This is a genomic window from uncultured Phascolarctobacterium sp. (assembly GCF_937920985.1).
Lineage (GTDB): Bacteria > Bacillota > Negativicutes > Acidaminococcales > Acidaminococcaceae > Phascolarctobacterium_A.
The window spans coordinates 14566-34418 of sequence record NZ_CALDXR010000024.1; the positions used below are offsets into that span (position 1 = coordinate 14566).

Annotated in this window: 13 protein-coding genes; 10 read left to right on the forward strand and 3 right to left on the reverse strand. The window is 39.9% G+C overall.

Translation table 11 applies throughout. The annotated features are described in order from the left end of the window. The first annotated feature begins 6 nt into the window (after positions 1 to 6). The 3 genes from Q0612_RS04175 (at position 7) to Q0612_RS04185 (ending at position 3056) form a co-directional block, all read left to right on the forward strand. Positions 7 to 579 carry a carbonic anhydrase gene (locus Q0612_RS04175; RefSeq protein WP_298881141.1) on the forward strand — a complete coding sequence of 191 codons (573 nt, stop codon included), beginning with the start codon at positions 7 to 9 and terminating at the stop codon, positions 577 to 579. Between the two features lie 184 nt (positions 580 to 763). Then, positions 764 to 2197 carry an aspartate ammonia-lyase gene (locus Q0612_RS04180; RefSeq protein WP_298881143.1) on the forward strand — a complete coding sequence of 478 codons (1434 nt, stop codon included), beginning with the start codon at positions 764 to 766 and terminating at the stop codon, positions 2195 to 2197. 229 nt (positions 2198 to 2426) lie between these two features. After that, complete coding sequence (locus Q0612_RS04185; RefSeq protein ID WP_298881145.1) at positions 2427 to 3056, forward strand: hypothetical protein; 630 nt, start codon at positions 2427 to 2429, stop codon at positions 3054 to 3056. A 401-nt stretch (positions 3057 to 3457) separates the two neighbouring features. On the opposite strand, the gene Q0612_RS04190 is transcribed toward Q0612_RS04185, so the two are convergent. Further along, positions 3458 to 5131 carry an AAA family ATPase gene (locus Q0612_RS04190; RefSeq protein ID WP_298881147.1) on the reverse strand — a complete coding sequence of 558 codons (1674 nt, stop codon included), beginning with the start codon at positions 5129 to 5131 and terminating at the stop codon, positions 3458 to 3460. Between the two features lie 487 nt (positions 5132 to 5618). On the opposite strand from Q0612_RS04190, the gene Q0612_RS04195 reads away from it, so the two are divergent. The 7 genes from Q0612_RS04195 (at position 5619) to Q0612_RS04225 (ending at position 17028) form a co-directional block, all read left to right on the forward strand. Continuing rightward, positions 5619 to 8888, forward strand: coding sequence for an autotransporter outer membrane beta-barrel domain-containing protein (locus Q0612_RS04195; RefSeq protein ID WP_298881149.1), 3270 nt, complete (start codon positions 5619 to 5621; stop codon positions 8886 to 8888). Between the two features lie 937 nt (positions 8889 to 9825). Continuing rightward, the gene (locus Q0612_RS04200; RefSeq protein ID WP_298881151.1) at positions 9826 to 10053 is read left to right on the forward strand and encodes a hypothetical protein; all 228 of its coding nucleotides are present in this window, start codon (positions 9826 to 9828) and stop codon (positions 10051 to 10053) included. Then, complete coding sequence (locus Q0612_RS04205) at positions 10041 to 10826, forward strand: DUF6036 family nucleotidyltransferase (protein WP_298881153.1); 786 nt, start codon at positions 10041 to 10043, stop codon at positions 10824 to 10826. Before Q0612_RS04200 ends, Q0612_RS04205 begins: the two co-directional genes overlap by 13 nt. Positions 10827 to 11100: 274 nt before the next feature. Then, the gene (locus Q0612_RS04210) at positions 11101 to 13938 is read left to right on the forward strand and encodes an autotransporter outer membrane beta-barrel domain-containing protein (protein WP_298881155.1); all 2838 of its coding nucleotides are present in this window, start codon (positions 11101 to 11103) and stop codon (positions 13936 to 13938) included. A 709-nt stretch (positions 13939 to 14647) separates the two neighbouring features. Further along, positions 14648 to 15262, forward strand: a complete 615-nt coding sequence (locus Q0612_RS04215; protein WP_298881157.1) for a DUF6088 family protein — start codon at positions 14648 to 14650, stop codon at positions 15260 to 15262. Then, complete coding sequence (locus Q0612_RS04220; RefSeq protein WP_298881159.1) at positions 15259 to 15381, forward strand: hypothetical protein; 123 nt, start codon at positions 15259 to 15261, stop codon at positions 15379 to 15381. The genes Q0612_RS04215 and Q0612_RS04220 overlap by 4 nt, the downstream gene beginning before the upstream one ends. Positions 15382 to 15477: 96 nt before the next feature. After that, on the forward strand, positions 15478 to 17028 hold the full coding sequence (locus Q0612_RS04225; RefSeq protein ID WP_298881160.1) for an IS66 family transposase: 1551 nt from the start codon (positions 15478 to 15480) through the stop codon (positions 17026 to 17028). A 124-nt stretch (positions 17029 to 17152) separates the two neighbouring features. On the opposite strand, the gene Q0612_RS04230 is transcribed toward Q0612_RS04225, so the two are convergent. Together Q0612_RS04230 and Q0612_RS04235 are read right to left on the reverse strand one after the other, a co-directional pair. Continuing rightward, positions 17153 to 17881 (reverse strand): LytTR family DNA-binding domain-containing protein, encoded by a 729-nt coding sequence (locus Q0612_RS04230; RefSeq protein ID WP_298881162.1) that lies wholly within the window; start codon positions 17879 to 17881, stop codon positions 17153 to 17155. Beyond that, positions 17874 to 19547 (reverse strand): histidine kinase, encoded by a 1674-nt coding sequence (locus Q0612_RS04235; protein ID WP_298881163.1) that lies wholly within the window; start codon positions 19545 to 19547, stop codon positions 17874 to 17876. The genes Q0612_RS04230 and Q0612_RS04235 overlap by 8 nt, the downstream gene beginning before the upstream one ends. Positions 19548 to 19853: the final 306 nt, after the last annotated feature.

A 19853-nucleotide genomic window follows, 5' to 3' on the forward strand; every position in this document is an offset into this window, starting at 1 on the left:
GATTTTATGATTAAGCATATAACAACAACACCGGCAAAGGCCTTAGAAAAATTAAAAGCAGGCAACGCCAGCTATATTGATGCCAAGGTCAACAGCGAGGACATTTCGCAGGCAAAGAGAACAGATACCTTGGTTAACGGTCAGAAGCCTTATGCGATTATTATTACCTGCTCTGATTCCCGCGTGATTCCGGAGAATATTTTTATGACAGGTATCGGCGAGCTGTTTGTTATCCGTATTGCCGGTAATGTGATTGATGAGCATCAGCTGGGCAGTATTGAATACGCTGCCAGTCATCTGGGCGCACCGTTGATTGTTGTTATGGGGCATACACATTGCGGTGCGGTGCATGCTGCAATCAATCACGATCCGGAGGGCTATATCAAATTTATCACGGATAAAATCAAAGCAGCGATTGGCGACGAGTGCGACCCGTATAAGGCAGCCTGCCTGAATGTCAAAAGCTGTGAAGCGGAAATCGAAGCAAGCCTGGAGATTCAAAAGGTTGAGCATCAGGAAGGCTTGCGCGTTATCGGTGCCATGTACCATCTGGAGAATGGTGTGGTAGATTTTATCTAAAGCAGATTATTTTGAGCTGCCTTGAGCTTAGCGTCTTAAGGCAGTTCTTCTTTGTAAGTAAATTTCTCAAAATTCGCAATAATGTGCTTGACAGAATGGTGGCTTGAATGTATTATGTATACATAATACAGATTTCGATTAAAAGCAGCTTTTACACGCTTTTGAAGAAGGAGGCAAATGTATTATGCGTAAAGAACACGACTTTTTAGGTGAATTAGAAATTCCTGATAATGCATATTATGGTGTACAGACCATGCGTGCCATGGAAAACTTCCAGATTACAGGCTACACTGCCGATCCGCTTTTTATCAAAGCCTTGGGTATGGTCAAAAAGGCTGCGGCCTTGGCCAATATGAAAATCGGTCTTTTGGATGAAAAAATCGGCAATGCTATGGTTCAGGCCTGCAATGATATTATCAGCGGCAAGCTGAACGACCAGTTCCCGACCGATCCGATTCAGGGCGGTGCCGGAACATCCTTCAATATGAATACGAACGAAGTAATCTGTAACCGTGCTTTGGAAATTCTCGGCCGTCCGCGCGGCGATTATAATTATATCAGCCCTAATAACCATGCCAATATGTCGCAGTCCACTAACGATGTTATTCCTACATCCATACGTGTCTGCGCTCTGATGCGCGCCGAACAGCTTATTATTGCCTTGGAAAACCTTGCAGATTCCTTTGATAAGAAAGGCGAGGAATTCAAGGATGTGCTGAAAATCGGCCGTACCCATTTACAGGATGCTGTGCCTATTACCTTAGGCCTGGAGTTCAAAGCCTTTGCTTCCTCCATGCGCAGACGCAGTAACTACATTCGCCGCAGCTGTGAGCTGCTGCACACCATGAATATGGGCGCAACGGCAGTAGGTACCGGTCTGAATGCTGATCCCGAATATATCAAAGAGGTTTGCGAGCAGCTTACACTTGTTACCGGCGAAGACTTTACTACTGCGGACAATCTTGTTGATGCTACCAGTAATACGGATATCTTTACCGATTTGTCCTCCAGTTTGAAAACATCGGCACTTTCCTTGATTAAGATTTCCAATGACCTGCGCCTGATGGCCTCCGGTCCGAGGGCAGGCTTCTGCGAAATTACGCTGCCCCCGCGTCAGCCAGGCTCCTCCATCATGCCGGGTAAGGTTAACCCCGTTATCCCAGAAGTAGTAGACCAAACCTGCTATCAGGTAATTGCCAACGATTTGGCTGTGGCCTTCGGCGTAGAAAACGGCCAGTTCCAGCTCAATGTTATGGAACCCGTTATGGCCTACAATATTTTCAATTCCTTACGTTTCCTGACCAATGCCGTTAATACTCTGCGCACCCGCTGCGTAGACGGCATTAAGGCTAACCGTGCCCAATGTGCGGAATGGCTGGATAAGAGCGTGGGCATTGTTACGGCGCTGCTGCCGCATATCGGTTACGAAACCTGCTCCGTTTTGGCGAAGGAGGCGCTGGCAACCAACAGAAACATTAAGGACCTGCTCATTGAACGCAAGGTGCTGAGCAAAGAGGATCTGGATATTATCCTGGCACCAGCGGAAATGACCAGACCGGGCATTGCCGGTAAGGAACTTTTGAAGAAGATTCATGAGTCCAGAGAAGAGCTGGTGTAAAGCACAAGAGAGCAGTTCTGTTATAACAATAGAATAAAAGCAAAAGCTGCAGCTTTGCTCTTGAGTACGGGAGCAGGCTGCAGCTTTTTTGTTTGAGCATGGGAGTTTTGCCGATTAGCATAAGAAAATTTCTTTCGTCCTACCCGAAATCATGCTTTGGTGTGGGGGAAAAAGAGCTTCTTGTTGCTATAATTATAATGACAGAAACTAATTTAGGAGGTTGATGAATATGCGCATTTATAAGAAATTATTTTCCTGCTTAGCCTTATTTTTACTTTGCATCGTGTGCTTGCTTGCGGATGCTCCAAAGGTTCGGGCAGCGGAATTCCTGACTGCTGATGACGGAATATTTCTTTATATGAACAGCAGAGAGCTGGCAATCAGTGATGAGGAAGAAGGCGTGCAATTCTTCCTTGCCGATGACGGCACTCTGCAGCTGATGAACAAAAATACCAAAGATGTTTATAAGACCTTTGTTCCTGCGGAGAATGGAATGGTTGGCTATAGGGTGCGGGATGTTTTTACCGCCAATCCCGAAAATATATTTTTTGAAATAAATGCCACTATCGGTGCTCATGCGCAGAACTGCGGTTATTGGCTTATCGGTAAGGAAAACGGACAATGGGTGACATATGTAACCTTGGAGGATTTGGCTAAAAACGGCTATGCCATTGACCAATGGCGGCAAATTGTGACCAAGATTAATACGGATGGCAGCGGACGTTTTATTCTGCTCAGCCAATATGAATATATGCCTCCGGAAGCCACCTTCGGCATGCAGAGAAAATATTGCACGGATTTGCAGCTGGAGCTTTTGTGGGATGATGCTGCGCCAGGGTTTGTTATGCGCAAATTATAATGTTCGCAGTAAAATTATGGGCATTGCTTGAAAAAATGCATATTATGTTAACAGTAAAACAACTAACTAAAAATATAGCTTGTTTATATTACAAATTTATAAAATAAACTTGATAGTAGTGAAGAAATGCACTATAATAAAATTGTACATAGCGTGCGGTCATCCCCAATGCGCATGCCTAAATATGTATACCTTGTTCATATGCATTCCGTTCCAATTTGCCTGGATTTTTCCAGGCTGTTTTTTTATTGTGTCATAACAACTAAATCAGCTTGCAGAGTGCGCAAAATGTCACGAATAATGTATATAATTCGTGACATTAAACGTAAAAAGACCGCCAGCGGCGGTCTTTAGGTTCTAAATATCGGATTGTAATAAAGTGCTTGCTTCTGTCGAAGCGTTTATTTCCGCTTTACTAAGCACCGCTTTTTGAAAAATGCAATGCCATAGCATAAAATATCATCGTAATCATCCTGGAAATCATCTGCATAGATACGTGTATTGATCTGGTCGATTGCTAAATCGCAAGCGTCCGGCAAGTTGTTCAGCGTTTTTGCATATTTAGCTTCAAAAATCGCTATACGGCCATTGCGGATATCTTTAACAATTACATCACTGCGTCCTTCACCATGCTCACGGTTAGATTCAACAACGTATCCTGCACCGGTGAAGATGCCTGCCAGGAAAGCATGGTAAAAATCCTCGCGATAATCATGGTAGCTGATGGTCATACGCAGAAGCTTCGTTATTTCCTGAGTAAGTGCTTTACTGTCTCCGCTCCATACAGCCGTAAATAATGCATTGCGGTTAGAAGCTTGCGCACTATCGGCAAACCACTTCATAACAGTAGTTTCATAGATTTCCTTAATCTCTTCATTAGGAATAATCAAAGCTGAATAACCATCCGGTATAGCAGCGGGCAGAGCATCATTGCGAACTTTGGTCAGATATCCTGTCAGATATAAAATGCTCCAAAGATTATCTTCAGAGGAGTGCAGATAATCATAGGTCAGGCTGTCATCAACCTTTTGTACGATGAAGCTGCCGGATAAAAGGGTTTCCAGCTTTTCCGTGATATTACTGCTTGCGCAGTCAATAAAGGAGCGGATAATGGAGTTATCGCTGGTGTTGCGCCAATAGCTTACAGGCTTTGCTTGCGGATTACGCTGCAGGTCATACAAGTAGCTGATAACATCCCAAGGGCAGTAAACGTCGGCTGTGTCGAAATGATAGCCATCATACCAAGTGCGGATAGTATCTGCATAAGCTTCCGCATTAGCATCTGCCAGCAGCTTATCTACTTCCTTTTGCGTAAAACCAAAGGATTCTTTGAGATTTGAGCGTACAATAGAGTCGGAAATAAAATTATTGGTACCGGTAAAAACACTCTCTTTAGCAATTCGCAGACAGCCAGTAATCAAGGCAAAGCAAAGATTGGGGTTATCCTTCAGAGAGGTGCTCAGCAACGGCTTGATAATGTTCATCATTTCAGTGTAATAACCGTGGCTGCTGGCTTTGGCGATGGGGACATCGTATTCATCCAAAAGCAGGATTACCGGCTTGCCATAATAGGCGTTCAATATTTTCATCAGGGTGCTCAGAGCGCGGCTCAGGTCAGGCAGGCTTGCTTCGCCAGCCTTAATTCTTTGAAAAATGTTACGGTCATCGCTATCTATATTCTTGCTGTCAAGCAAAAAAGCATATTCCTTGTATAAATCAGCAAATTGCAGAGAGAGCTGAGCGTAGGCATCATTAAAGGAAATACCGTCAACATCTTTTAATGAAACAAAGATAGTTGGGTATCTATTCATCCATTGATTACAAATATTAGTGTTCTTGGAGACAGATAATCTGGCGAAATGCTTGCTGCTGTCTTTGCGGACATCAAAAAAATCCGCCAGCATACTCATGCCGAGGGTTTTGCCGAAACGTCTGGGGCGAGTAATTAACGTTACTTCAGCAATACCGGACTCAAGTATTTCGGTGATCAGGTTTGTTTTATCTATATAGTAATATCCTTCATCGCGAATCTTGGCGAAATTGGAGATACCAACAGGAAATTTCAATCCGTTCAAAATTATCGCTCCTCTCATACAACAGATTTATTACTTAGATTATATCATAATATCAATGCTTTGGATAAGGCTGTTTGAAAAAAGCAGGGAATTTGGCTTTTCCAAAACAAAAAGCGTCAAAGAATGAAGCGTTATATAGTACTACCATATGTAAAAATATTTAGCGGTTAGTGACAATTGGTAATATATTAGCTGAAACTTGCGCAAATAACACTTTGAGAATAAAATATTAGCTATAAATATGTTTAATGTTATATACGAAATTAGCACGAAAGTAAACGATGCCCATATAAAGTAAGTCATCGCACTCGTCAATTAGTGCCGTAGCCGGGATTTCAGTTGAATTTTCGTCTTTTCCATAAAAACAGTCAAATTTTTTTGCCTAGCCTACCCGGAATCGTGGTTTGGGGTGGGGTGAAAAATTCTTTTAAGTGCTATACTGACGTTAATAAAGAGGTTCCATCTTAATTAAAAGGAGGCTTTTAATATGAAGTTTTTGGCAAAAATGAAAGAAAAACAAATGCAGAGAAAACTTGGCGGTATTTTGTGCGGTTTGCTGTGCACCGGTGTATTGGTAATGCCGAGTGCTTGGGCAGATAATTATTATGGTGATGATGGCAAGACTCATATGTCAACCGGTGCTAATGTTACACTTAATTCTGGTACTTATGATTATGTTTACGGTGGCTATAATGATACAAAGGTGTCTCCACCGGAAGTCTTTAAGAACTATGTTACTATTACCGGTACCGCTGCAACTAGCAGCGTATGTGGAGCATATTCTTTTTATGGTAATGTCAAAGAGAATACTGTAACGATTAGCGGTAATAGTTTGGGAGATGTTGTATGTGGTGGTGGCTCCGGAGCTGCAGAAGCTATAAAAAACCATGTTGTTATTAAAGATAATAGCGAAGTAAACGGTATAGTATATGGTGGTAAAGGTGACACAAGCAGCAAGGAAAATAATGTAGAGATTATTGGCAGTACCATCAAGAAAAATGTATATGGTGGTTATGCAGATAATGATAAAAATGGCAGTGCTGAAAAAAACGAGGTTGCCATTGGCGCGGGAAGCAAAGTAAGTGAAGATATTTATGGAGGCTATGCAACTCATAACACCAACGAGAACAAAGTAAGCATTACTAATGGTGCTGAGGTTGGCCAAAGTGTTTTTGGTGGCTTTTCAGTGAAAGCTGATAGTAAGAATAATGAGGTGATACTAAATGGTGCTAGCGGCGTAACAGAAAATGTTGCCGGTGGTGTTGCTTTAAAAGGCAATAGCGAAGGCAATACTGTCAGGATTATCAAGAGCAGTACTGGTTATGTATATGGCGGAAATGGTGACACAAGCAGCAAGGAAAATAATGTAGAGATTAGTGACAGTACCATCAAGAAAAATGTATATGGTGGTTATGCAGATAATGATAAAAATGGCAGTGCTGAAAAAAACGAGGTTGCCATTGGCGCGGGAAGCAAAGTAAGTGAAGATATTTATGGAGGCTATGCAACTCATAACACCAACGAGAACAAAGTAAGCATTACTAATGGTGCTGAGGTTGGCCAAAGTGTTTTTGGTGGCTTTTCAGTGAAAGGTGACAGCAAAAAGAATGAAGTAACAATCGAGGGTGCTGGTGTTGTAACCGCATATGTTGCCGGTGGTGTTGCTATAGCAGGAATCAGCGAGGGCAATACTGTCAGGATTATCAAGAGCGGTGCTGCTAATGTATTTGGTGGAAAAGGCGACACAAATAGTAAGGGAAATAGCGTAGAGATCAGCGAAGGTACAATTAAAGATACTGTATATGGTGGTTATGCAGATAATGATAAGAATGGCAGTGCTGAAAAAAACGAGGTTGCCATTGGTGCGGGAAGCGTAGTGGAGGGGAATATTTATGGAGGCTATGCAACTCATAACACCAACGAGAACAAAGTAAGCATTACTAATGGTGCTGAGGTTGGCCAAAGTGTTTTTGGTGGCTTTTCAGTGAAAGCTGATAGTAAGAATAATGAGGTGATACTAAATGGTGCTAGCGGCGTAACAGCAAATATTGCCGGTGGCGTAGCTTTAGCAGGAATTAGCGAGGGCAACAAAGTAAATATTGCCCATAGTAGTGTTAATGCGAATGTTTATGGCGGTTATGGAGCTAAAGATAGCATTGGTAATATTATAAGCATCACAGATGGCGGTAGCGTTAATAAAAATGTTTATGGCGGTTATTCCTTTAAAGGCAATAGCATGGATAATACTGTAACTATTGATAATAGTACTGTTAATGAAAATGTCTATGGTGGTTATACGGAAAGCGATGGTGCTATATCTGAAAAAATCCAAAATAATAAAGTTATTTTCAAAAATGGTGCGAAAATCAAGGGTGATGTTTACGGTGGTTATGATAAACTGAATAAAGCCAATATTACCAATAACACTTTGGAAGTAGTTGGTAAAGGCAACGAAGCAAAAAGCATTCAAAATTTTGATAAGCTTAACTTCTTTATCACCAAAGATCTTGTTGCCAACGATACTATGCTTAAAGTAACAGATACTGCTCTTATCAATAACGCAGAGATTAAGGCTGGCGTAGAGCTTGGTACTAAGTTAAAGAAAAATGATACAATCAACCTGATTGATGCAGGCGCATTAAAGGCTGAAAATATCACAACAGGAACCTTGACTGATGGCTTAATCTCAATTGATCAGGGACTACAGGTTACTGTTGGAACTGATGGCAATAAATTAGTCGGAGTTATCAATGGCACAACACCTCCGGGCGGCGGTGGCACAACACCTCCGGGTGGTGGCGGCACAACTCCTGGTGCCGGCGGCCTTTATGCTGATGCTGACGCAAAATCTCCGGTTGAAACACAGTCCGCTGCGCTCACTATGCTGAACTTGGGCCATGATTTGCTGACAACTGCAGGTTATGAAAATGCTGCACTGGCTGTTGAAGGTGAGGAAGAAGGTTCTGTTAACCCGTTTATCACCATGAGCGCTAACAATCATAAGCTCGATACCGGTTCTCACGTTGACCTTAAAGCATGGAACATGAATCTTGGCTTTGCAAAGAAAATCAACAACAATTCCGGTAAGCTGATAATTGCGCCTGTGATTGAATACGGTCGCGGCAGCTACGATTCCTACCTCGACAATGGTACGCACGGCGACGGCGACGCACACTTCTGGGGTGCAGGCTTGATGGCTAAGCAGCTCAATGATGATGGCTTCTATTATGAAGGTTCCCTGCGTGCAGGCAGAATGAGCACCGATTATCAATCTGCTGTTGCAGGCGGCATTAAATACGACAGCGATGCAACCTATTACGCAGCACATCTTGGCATGGGCAAGGTTGTTCAGCTGAACGATAAGGATACCCTTGACTACTATGGCAAGCTGTTCTACACTCGTCAACAGGGTGACAAGGTTACTGTAGGCACCGGCGCAACCTATGATTTTGATGCTATAACCTCTCTGCGTACTCGTCTTGGTGCAAGATATACGCATCAGCTGAGCGAGAAGAACGCTTTCTATGTAGGCTTGGCATGGCAGCATGAATTTGACGGTGAATCTAATGCAATTGTAGCAACAACCCTTGGCTCTGCTTCCGCTCCTGCTCCTTCCATGAAGGGCGATACCGGTATTATGGAGCTTGGCTGGAGAGTTAACAACTCCGACAAATTCGAACTGGGTCTTGGCGTTAACGGCTCCGTTGGTAAGCAAAAGGGTGTAGGCTTCAACCTGAGCCTCAACTTCAGCTTCTGATAAAGACTCTAGAATAATAAAAATATAGCATTAGTCCAGGGAATCTTTAAGCATAAGTAATGGACTAACGCAGATTTACAGAGAAAAGCCATGTTTTACTGATTTTCGGTAAGACATGGCTTTTCAAATATGAAAATTAGGATTGGCATAGGGGGATTAAGATACCAAAATTTATATTTTCTGTACAAAAATCTGATAACAGAGCGTCAGCGTTATAGAGCGCTACCTTTCAGTCACAAAACTTTTTAGTAGATTTTCTCCTTTTTACGCACAAAAAAACCGCATAACAAGATGCGGTTTAGGTTTGGTTTACATTTAAACAATAAAAAACGCTGATGCTTATGCATCAGCGTTAACTTCTGGTAGCGCTAAAGCTCTACCTTTCAGTCGCAAAACTTCGTGAACGGGAATTTTTAGGATTTAAACGTCAAAAATCGCTTGTTGACGGTCTAAATTTGGCTTGATTTTGTTGTTTTTAGTATCACTAATTTATTTTTCACAAAAAATTTACAAAAAACGAGAAATTTACTTTCATACTGGTAATAAATTACTAAAAATACGTTATATTGTTCTTTCGATAAAAAAATTGCTTGCTGTCTTTGCTTTACAAAACGAAAATGTGCAATTATAATTACGCAGAAGATGCCGATACTTTTAGAGCGCTAAAGTTATGCCTCGATAGGGGAACCTCCGTGCCGGAAATTTTTATGATTTAAACGTTAAGAATTAGTCTGGCCGAAGACTTGGAAGATTATATGTCACTATCGTTACAATGAGGCTTATTCTATGGGTATAGAGTATAAGAGAGCATACAAGAGTAAGAAGCTTTGACATCATCTGTCACTTATGCTAAACTCTATTTGAGGAGATCAGTATAAGTGTTTGCTTATTAAATATGTCTGATTTAGAATACAACCAAGAAAGGAGTTTGCCAATTATGAGTATAGATAAGGTAACAGATTTATCTGCGTGGATGAAAAAAAGAAGAACTGATTTAATGAATTTAACACCGGAAGCAAGAGCCTATAAACGTACTCGTGGTAGGGTAAGGACTCCTGAGGAGAAGAAAGCATTGGTTTTGGCTGCCGGTAAAGCGTGGAATGAATGGCTTAGTTCCGGTAAGCTGGTAAAGACAGATAAAGGATATGAATTATGCAAGATATAGATAAGAATATAATAAAAAGAATCCATGAAGAGAATTTATCTGATCCGGTTAATGAGCGAATTTTAATAGCTGCCCTTATATGTTCATTAGCTAAAGAGTTTGCCAATGAATTAGTGGTTGTAGGTGGTTCAGCTGTAGAATTTTACACGGCCGCAAGTTATATGACCAAGGATATAGACTTTATAGCTAAAGATGATTTCCAGATAGCTAAAATTATGACCTCGTTAGGTTTTTCAATCGGTGAAGGTTATACATGGTTTCATCCTGATACATCTGTTGTAGTTGAATTTCCTAAACCTCCTTTGTTGGGTGACGTAAGCAGGTTGACAGAAGTAAAAACGGAGTATGGTGTTGCTGAGATTATAGGAGTAGAGGATATTATACTTGACAGATTAAAAGGTCGTGAGTTTTGGCAGGATAACAATGAACTTCCTGAAATGATGATTTATTCACATTATGATAGCATTGACTTTGCGTATTTGCGGAAACAGGCTGCATTTGAACTTATAAGTGATGTTTTGGAAAAAGCCGTCGCAGATGTAGAAGAATACAAAGCTGGCAGGTCACCATATTTGCGCAATAACTTTTATAGTGACAAGGTTGTAGAAGCTAAAATTGTTGATGCGCTTGAGTATGATGTTCCAATGGAAAAAATTATCAGAAGATTGTCGAATGATGATCAGGTCAAAGGAATTTCTATAGATGAAAAGAGAAGCTATCTTGAATCTATCATAAAATCAAGTAAGGAAATCCAAGAGCTTCTATCAGAGTAGTAAAAGAATATGGAAAAGCCTAATGAGTTACGCAAATGATGTGAACTCATTAGGCTTTATTTTTTTGATGCCCTTATACAAGTAAGTCATCGCACTCGTCAGTTAGTATTGTAGCTGGGATTTCAATTGAATTTTCGCCTTTTCCATAAAAATAGTAAAATTTTTCGCCTAACCTACCCGAAATAGGGGTTTGGGGTGGGGCGTAAATGATGTTTTCATGCTATATTAGCAGTAAGAAAGGACAATAAAATCTTTTCAAAGGAGGAATTTGATTATGAAATTTCTGGCAAAAATGAAAGAAAAACAAATGCAAAGAAAAATCGGCGGTATTCTGTGTGGACTGCTGTGCGCCGGGGGGGTACTGGTAGTTCCGAGCGCATGGGCTGCTGATTACTATGGCAACGATGGCGTAACTAAGGTTCCGACCGGCGCTAATGTTACACTGAATTCTGGTACTTATAGTAATGTTTATGGCGGCTATAATGAAGCAAATGTTGCTCCACCAGATGTTTCTCGAAATACTGTTAGCATTTCTGGTACAACAACTACTGATATTGTATTTGGTGGCTATTCTCTTTATGGTAATTCAAAAGAAAATACTGTAACTATTAGTGGTAATACTATGGTAAATATTGTAGTTGGCGGTAACTCTGGAGAAAATGATGCTATAAAAAATTATGTTATCATTCAAAATAAAAGTGAAATAAAAGAATCTGTGTATGGTGGATATGCTAAAAAAAAGAGCGACCAAAACATCGTAGAAATTAGTGATAGTAAAATTAAGGAACATGTTTACGGCGCTTATGCAGCACTTACTCCATATGGTAGCGCTGAAAAAAACAGTGTTAAAGTTGGAGCTAATAGCATAGTAGAAGGCAATGTTTATGGTGCCCATGTTACCCAAAGTGCCAAAGAGAATATTGTGACGGTTAATTCTGCTGCTAAGATTTTAAAAAACGTATATGGTGGTTATTCAGATACAATGAGTGCTGACAGCAACCAAGTAATAATTGAGGGTGCAGGTATAGTAGAAGATAGTGTATACGGCGGCTACGCTGAAAAAGATAACAGTAATAACAATCAAGTAACGGTTGATGGTGCCGGTACTGTAAAAGGCACCGTATTTGGTGGTTATGCTAAAATCGGCAGCGTTAACAACAATCAAGTAACGGTTGATGGTGCCGGTACTGTAAAAGACACTGTATTTGGTGCTTTTTCTGAAAAAGGTAATACTACTGGCAATGTTGTAAATATTAGAGGCAACAGTGTTATTGGTGATGATACCGTTATTCCGATTAAAGGCGCAGTTGTAGGTGGCTTTGCTTTAGAAGGCATCAGCAGTGGTAACACTGTAAATATTGCCAATAGCAAGGTTTTTAGAAATGTATATGGTGCTTTTGGTGGTAATGACTGTACCGGTAACATTATTAACATTACAGGCTCTGAAATTGGTGCTAATGTATATGGTGGTCAAGCTGAGAAAGGTAATAGCTTGGGCAACACTGTAAGTATTGAGAATAGTACAGTTACAGAAAATGTATATGGCGGTTATGCTCAAAAAGTTTTGGCTGCAAAAGCTGAAAATAATAAGGTCATTTTGAAAAATGGTGCAAAAATTAAGGGCGATGTTTATGGTGGTTATGCCGTTATTACTATTGATAGTCAAGATGGTATAAAAAACAACACTTTGGAAGTAGTTGGTAAAGGCAACGAAGCAAAAAGCATTCAAAATTTTGATAAGCTTAACTTCTTTATCACCAAAGATCTTGTTGCCAACGATACTATGCTTAAAGTAACAGATACTGCTCTTATCAATAACGCAGAGATTAAGGCTGGCGTAGAGCTTGGTACTAAGTTAAAGAAAAATGATACAATCAACCTGATTGATGCAGGCGCATTAAAGGCTGAAAATATCACAACAGGAACCTTGACTGATGGTTTGATTAATATTGATAAGGGAATTAAAGTTGCTATTGGACCTGATGGAAATAAGTTAGTCGGAGTTATCAATGGCACAACACCTCCGGGTGGCGGTGGCACAACACCTCCGGGTGGCGGCGGCACAACACCTCCGGGTGGCGGTGGCACAACACCTCCGGGTGGCGGCGGCACAACACCTCCGGGTGGCGGTGGTACAACACCTCCGGGTGGCGGCGGCACAACTCCTGGTGCCGGCAGCCTTTATGCTGCTGCTGACGCAAAATCTCCGGTTGAAACACAGTCCGCTGCGCTCACTATGCTGAATCTGGGACATGATTTGCTGACAACTGCAAGCTATGAAAACGCTGCATTGGCTGTTGACGGGGAGGAAGAAGGTTCTGTTAATCCGTTTATCACCATGAGCGCTAACAATCAAAAGCTCGATACCGGTTCTCACGTTGACCTCAAAGCATGGAACATGAATCTTGGCTTTGCAAAGAAAATCAACAACAATTCCGGTAAGCTGATAATTGCGCCTGTGATTGAATACGGTCGCGGCAGCTACGATTCCTACCTCGACAATGGTACGCACGGCGACGGCGACGCACACTTCTGGGGTGCAGGCTTGATGGCTAAGCAGCTCAATGATGATGGCTTCTATTATGAAGGTTCCCTGCGTGCAGGCAGAATGAGCACCGATTATCAATCTGCTGTTGCAGGCGGCATTAAATACGACAGCGATGCAACCTATTACGCAGCACATCTTGGCATGGGTAAGGTTGTTCAGCTGAACGATAAGGATACCATTGACTACTACGGCAAGCTGTTCTACACTCGTCAACAGGGTGATAAGGTTACTGTAGGCACCGGCGCAACCTATGATTTCGATGCTACAACCTCTCTGCGTACTCGTCTTGGTGCAAGATATACGCATCAACTGAGCGAGAAGAACGCTTTCTATGCAGGCTTGGCATGGCAGCATGAATTTGACGGTGAATCCAATGCAATTGTAGCAACAACCCTTGGCTCTGCTTCCGCACCTGCTCCTTCCATGAAGGGCGATACCGGTATTATGGAGCTTGGCTGGAGAGTTAACAACTCCGACAAATTCGAACTGGGTCTTGGCGTTAACGGCTCCGTTGGTAAGCAAAAGGGTGTAGGCTTCAACCTGAGCCTCAACTTCAGCTTCTGATAAAGACTCTAGAATAATAAAAATATAGCATTAGTCCAGGGAATCTTTAAGCATAAGTAATGGACTAACGCAGATTTACAGAGAAAAGCCATGTTTTACTGATTTTCGGTAAGACATGGCTTTTCAAATATGAAAATTATGATTGGCATAGGGGGATTAAGATACCCAAATTGATATTTTCCGTACAAAAATCTGATAACATAGCATTAGTATTATAGAGCGCTACCTTTCAGTCGCAAAACTTCGTGAACGGGAATTTTTAGGATTAAAACGTCAAAAATCGCTTGTCGGAGGTTTAAATTTGGCTTGATTTTGGTGTTTACAGTATCATTAAGTTATTTTTCACAAAAAATTCAAGTAGTTTACTCTCAACATGGCAATAAATTACTAAAAATCCATTATACTATGCCAGAAAGCAGAGGAAAAACAAATAATTCTTATTGCTTTTCCTAAATTGCCAAACGGAGAAAGCACTGTAATGACCTAAATGAAATATTGGTGAGTGACTAAATCTGATTATTGGTTGTACAAAATGTCCCGAATAATATACAATAAACGGGACAAAGTGTTTGCTGCTTTTGAATATACTCAGGTTGTAAGAAGCTGATTGAAACTCCGTTAATAGGTAATGCTATGGGCAAGATTAAGAAATTCTGTTAAAAAATGTCCCGAATAATATATAATATTCTGGACAAAGGAGGCGAGCATAATGGCAAAAGGATTCTCGAAACAGATTCAAGATAGAATTAGCAATGCAAACTATGGGGCAGTTTTTGTGAATTCTGATTTTGTTGATATTGCTGAACCAGAAACGATTAGACGAAATCTGAATAGATTAACACAGGCTGGGATATTACGTAGAATACTAAAGGGTGTATATGAAAAACCAAAGTACAGCAAGCTACTTGATGAATATGTAGCTGTTTCTCCGGACGCTGTAGCAAAAGCATTGGCACGAAGTTATCATTGGACTATTGCGCCATGTGGAAATACAGCTCTTAATTTGTTGGGAATTTCGACACAGGTAACAGCGGTTTGGTCATATATTAGCGATGGACCTTATAAGACATATGAGTGGAACTCTACAAAATTGGAGTTTAAGCATAGAACCAACAAGGAAATTACTGGTCTATCCTATATGACGAGCTTGGTGATTCAAGCACTAAAAACTTTTGGTAAATCAAATGTAACGCCGGGTATCATACAGACACTTTCTGAAAAGCTATCTGATGACGAAAAACAATCCTGCCTGAAAGAGGCAACAGAAGCTACGGATTGGGTTTATGATACGATACGTAAAATGTGTGGAGGTGGCACTCAATGATAAATGTAGCAAGATTGCCGGAAAGTGATCGGAGAGAACTGTTTAGAAATACTGCAGATAAAATGGGATTGAACGATGCCATATCGTTGGCTTATGGAAGGTTTGGTATTAGAACCTAAAAAATCTATTAAAAATGTTCGTTGATACACAGCTGTATAATGTATATATGTCTTCTAAACATATAAAAAAAGCACGAAATTTGGTATAATATTGTCATGGAAAACAATACAAAAACTACCAAGACAATTGAAATATCTGTTACAGAATACGAGAGATTAAAAAACTCAAAAGAAGAACTGCGTCAAAGAGTCGGACTATTAGAGGAAGCTCTCAGACTTGCAAAAAAGAAAAAATTTGGCAGTTCTAGTGAGAAGATTTCTCCGGAAACCAGCGCTCAGCTCATATATCTATTTGATGAAGCTGAAACAGTGCTTGCTATTGAAGATATTATTACGGAACAAGAGGAAACTAAGGTAGCAGCACATACACGCAAGAAAAAGACGTATCTGCTTCAGGACAAACTTCCTGATAATGTTAAGATTGAAGTTATAGAACACAAGCTCAATGAAGCAGAAAGAAATTGCCCTGAATGTGGTGCTGTAATGGAAGAGATTGGTAAAGAGGTTCGTCGCGAGTTGGTAATTATACCTGCTAAGGTTAAGGTACTCGAACACCATATCTATTCCTATGCCTGCCAGAACTGTAAGCAAAATAATATAGAAACTCCTGTGATCAGAGCAGAGAAGGAAGTTGCTTTAATTCCGGGCGGATTTGCTACGCCTGAAGCCGTAGTTCACATTATTACTCAAAAGTTTATAATGGGGTATCCATTATATCGTCATGAACAAGAATGGAAGAACCAGGGAATTGAGCTTTCCAGACAGACCATGTCTAACTGGATGCTGAAGTGCGTAGAGCTTTATCTTGAGCCTTTATATGAAAAACTACACGAGAAACTGCTACAAAGAGAAGTTCTCCATGCGGATGAAACAACTCTGCAGGTTCTTAAGGAGTTTGGCAAGCCTGCATCCAGCAAAAGCTATATGTGGCTCTACCGGACCGGCAGCGATGCTAAGTATCCAATTGTGCTATACAATTACCAGTCAGGTCGAGGTAAAGAGTATCCTCAGGAATTCTTAAAAGGTTACAAAGGATATTTACAGACAGACGGATATTCAGTATACCATGACTTGAATCAGGATATTACAGATGTTGGCTGCTGGACCCATTTGAGAAGAAAATTCGATGAAGCTCGAGTTGCTCTTCCTAAAGGAAAATCCGCTGCAATGTCTGCAGTAACCAATGCTTTAGGTATCTTCACCAAAATATATAAGATTGAGAAGCAGCTTATAAAGTTAAGCTTTGCAGAACGCTATACCAAACGCCTGGAACAGGAAAAACCTCTTCTTGACGAATTATTTGCGTGGGCGAAAAACTTAAATGCTGCACCAAAATCTGCATTGGGAAAGGCTTTGACTTATCTGGAAAACCAAAAGCCATACCTTCTGAACTATCTTAATGATGGTCGTTTAGAAATAGATAATAACAGAGCTGAGCGTAGCATTAAGCCTTTTGTAATTGGACGTAAAAACTTCTTGTTCGCCAATACACCACGAGGAGCGCAAGGCAGTGCAATTATCTACAGCTTGGTAGAAACCGCAAAGGAGAACCGCTTGGATCCATTTAAGTATATAGTCTATGTTCTTACTACTGCCAAAAAAGTAGACCTGTCTCAAAAGGACAATGTCGATTTGCTCCTACCATAAAATGCACCAGCTGAATGCAGCGTAAATTTCAAGAAATGAATATGATTTGTACCAGGACCGCTATGCGGTCCTGATTTTTTTCATACATGACAGATTTGACGCTTACGATAGATCTAGAGGTTCGTTAGATATTTAAGAATTTCTTGAAGTCTGGTAAATAATGGCGTGAAACAGGAATTTCTTTATAGTCACAGTTTTCTAAAGTGAGTATAAAGGTATCATTGAACCAAGGAATTATCTCTCTGATTTTACCAATATTAACTATATATGATTTATGGGTACGAAGAAAGCCGTGATCCTTAAGTTTTTGCTCTAAATCTTTTAAAGGGGTATTGATTTCAAATTCACCATTATTAGTAGAAACAATAATTTTTTGTTCTTGTGCTCGTATAAGACTTATCTCAGTTTCCGGGTTTAGCAGAATCATTTTATCGTTATGCCAAATAGGAAGTTTAAAACTATCCTTATGTTTAATATTATTAGTTTGCTTTTTAAAATTTCTATATCGCATTATTGTAATAAGGATGCGTTCCTGAGTATATGGTTTTAAAACATAATCAAAGGCCTGTAGATCAAAAGCTTGGACAGCGAACTGACCATAACCAGTAGAGAAAACAATTTGTGGTGGGTTAGGGATGGTGGTGCGTATAATACGCGCAATATCTAAGCCGTTAATTTGAGGCATTTCGATATCGAGAAAAACAATATCTACAGTACTGTTTTGAAGATAATCAAGGAGTTCTTGACCTATAGCACATTGAGCTACAATTTCAATATCACTGATATTGCTTAGAATGGTAGCTAGCTCTTGGCGAGTTGGGTATTCATCATCTACAATTATAGTTCTAATCATTGTTTTCGCTCACCTCTTGAAAAGGAATTTTCATAATAACTATGGTACCATTATTCATGCTACTATAGATTTTAAGTTTGTTTTTTGGACCATAAAGAGTAATTAAGCGTTGGTTTACATTAGTAAGTCCTATTGAATTCTTAGGCTTCGTGTTGTCAAAAATATGTTTCAATCTATCTGATGTCATACCTAGCCCGTCATCAATTACAGCAATACGGAAAGAATTTTTTTGCTTGTCAATTCGAATAATAATTCGTCCGCCCTCAAGTTTTTGATACAGTCCATGACGGATAGCGTTTTCAACAATAGGTTGTAGTATGAGAGCTGGTACTAGGAATGATTCTTCGATGTTTATGTCATAATCTACTTTTAATCTGTCACCAAAGCGTGCCTGTTCTAAATGAATATAAGCGTTGATATGCTGAAGTTCGTTTAGAATAGAAATCATGGTATTTCCATCTGTCAAATTGTTCCTGTAATAGCTAGCGAGATCATTGATAAGAGATTTAGCAGTTTGAGGTTGTTGAGAACAGTAGAAACTTATAGTACTCAAAGCATTGAAAAGAAAATGGGGATTAATTTGAGATTGTAGAGCTTTAATTTCTGCCTTATCGTATAGACCAGCTTTTTCTTTAATGCTATGAACAGTGATTTGGTTGGTAATCATAGTACCAAGGCCATGAGCTAATGTGGTTTCAAAAGGAGTAGTTTCGGAGTCTAGAATATGGCCGACACAGAAGTAACCGACATGGTGTTTATCATTATAAATAGGAACATTAATATAGGAGCGAATAACATCTAGACTCTTCGTATCTTGCTTGAAAGAAGTTTTGAAAAGATTTTGAAAGTCATCTACCAAAAAAGAGACGAAGGGGGCTTCGGTGCGGTAGGATGAAAAGCCTAGTATCTCATCTAACGATGTAATAGCTACAAAATCAAATGTTTCTGCTTCCTGAAGAATAATATCAGCAGTTTCTGAAGCACTGGTAATATTTAAGCCGTCTTGTAAAATAGAGATAGAATTATTAGTGATTTTTAACGCTGTTTTGGCACTGATTCCTTCTATTTTTTCTTGTTGATTATAAAAATCTTCTAATATACCCATAAATGCGCCAGCACCTATAGAATAACTAAAGAGAATAGGAAATAAGATATCTTCAACAGTATAACTGTTAGGCAACGTAGTAGTGTTTAATGATATATTAATGACAAGGTAGAAAAAAGTGAACATTAAACCTAATATAGAGGCATCAGCATAAATGGCATGTTGCTTCTGAAGCCAGGTAGCAAAAAAGCCTGCAATAAGACCGATTAAAATTACCAATATATAGTGATATGAAAACGGAGCGTAAGGTACAAGAAAAAAAGCAAGGATAGAGCTGATAAGACCTGTAGCTGTACCTACGATTGGCCCGCCGATAAGTCCTGAGACCATAACAAAGGCAAGCTGATTATTAATGCAGCGAGTAACTAGTTGAGCTCCGAAAAAAGCATCTACAAGGGAAAATGCTACAAAGATTGCAATGAATTTTAGTTTACTTAGATTGTTTTTTGCAAGGGTGTTGATTGTGTTACTGATTACTGATGTACGGCAAAGGAGAGAAAATAGGATAGTAGCAAAGAATAGCCTTGCACATAGATTAATTATAACATTATACCAAAGCATAGAAAACTCCTTAAATGTAGTTAGATAAACAACAATCTATATTATTATTCTAACACAAAAATCTCTCATTAATAATAAAAAAAACAAGATACGGGAAAATATCTCTAACATGCATGTGAGAGAATTATAATGCAACTTTCTGGTATAAGATTATAAAAAAATAGAGATTTAAATACATATTTGGCAAAAAGACTATGATGATAAAATTCTAATGTTGCTGCTAACAAGAGAATTCTACAAGTGATGATTTATGCATTGATACTTTAAAAATACTGTCTCTTATACACATCTGACGCTGCCGACGAG

Coding starts and splice junctions, on each gene's coding strand:
- Q0612_RS04175 (WP_298881141.1), top strand. CDS start 7: ATGATTAAGCATATAACAACAACACCGGCAAAGGCCTTAGAAAAATTA.
- Q0612_RS04180 (WP_298881143.1), top strand. CDS start 764: ATGCGTAAAGAACACGACTTTTTAGGTGAATTAGAAATTCCTGATAAT.
- Q0612_RS04185 (WP_298881145.1), top strand. CDS start 2,427: ATGCGCATTTATAAGAAATTATTTTCCTGCTTAGCCTTATTTTTACTT.
- Q0612_RS04195 (WP_298881149.1), top strand. CDS start 5,619: ATGAAGTTTTTGGCAAAAATGAAAGAAAAACAAATGCAGAGAAAACTT.
- Q0612_RS04200 (WP_298881151.1), top strand. CDS start 9,826: ATGAGTATAGATAAGGTAACAGATTTATCTGCGTGGATGAAAAAAAGA.
- Q0612_RS04205 (WP_298881153.1), top strand. CDS start 10,041: ATGCAAGATATAGATAAGAATATAATAAAAAGAATCCATGAAGAGAAT.
- Q0612_RS04210 (WP_298881155.1), top strand. CDS start 11,101: ATGAAATTTCTGGCAAAAATGAAAGAAAAACAAATGCAAAGAAAAATC.
- Q0612_RS04215 (WP_298881157.1), top strand. CDS start 14,648: ATGGCAAAAGGATTCTCGAAACAGATTCAAGATAGAATTAGCAATGCA.
- Q0612_RS04220 (WP_298881159.1), top strand. CDS start 15,259: ATGATAAATGTAGCAAGATTGCCGGAAAGTGATCGGAGAGAACTGTTT.
- Q0612_RS04225 (WP_298881160.1), top strand. CDS start 15,478: ATGGAAAACAATACAAAAACTACCAAGACAATTGAAATATCTGTTACA.
- Q0612_RS04230 (WP_298881162.1), bottom strand. CDS start 17,881: ATGATTAGAACTATAATTGTAGATGATGAATACCCAACTCGCCAAGAG.
- Q0612_RS04235 (WP_298881163.1), bottom strand. CDS start 19,547: ATGCTTTGGTATAATGTTATAATTAATCTATGTGCAAGGCTATTCTTT.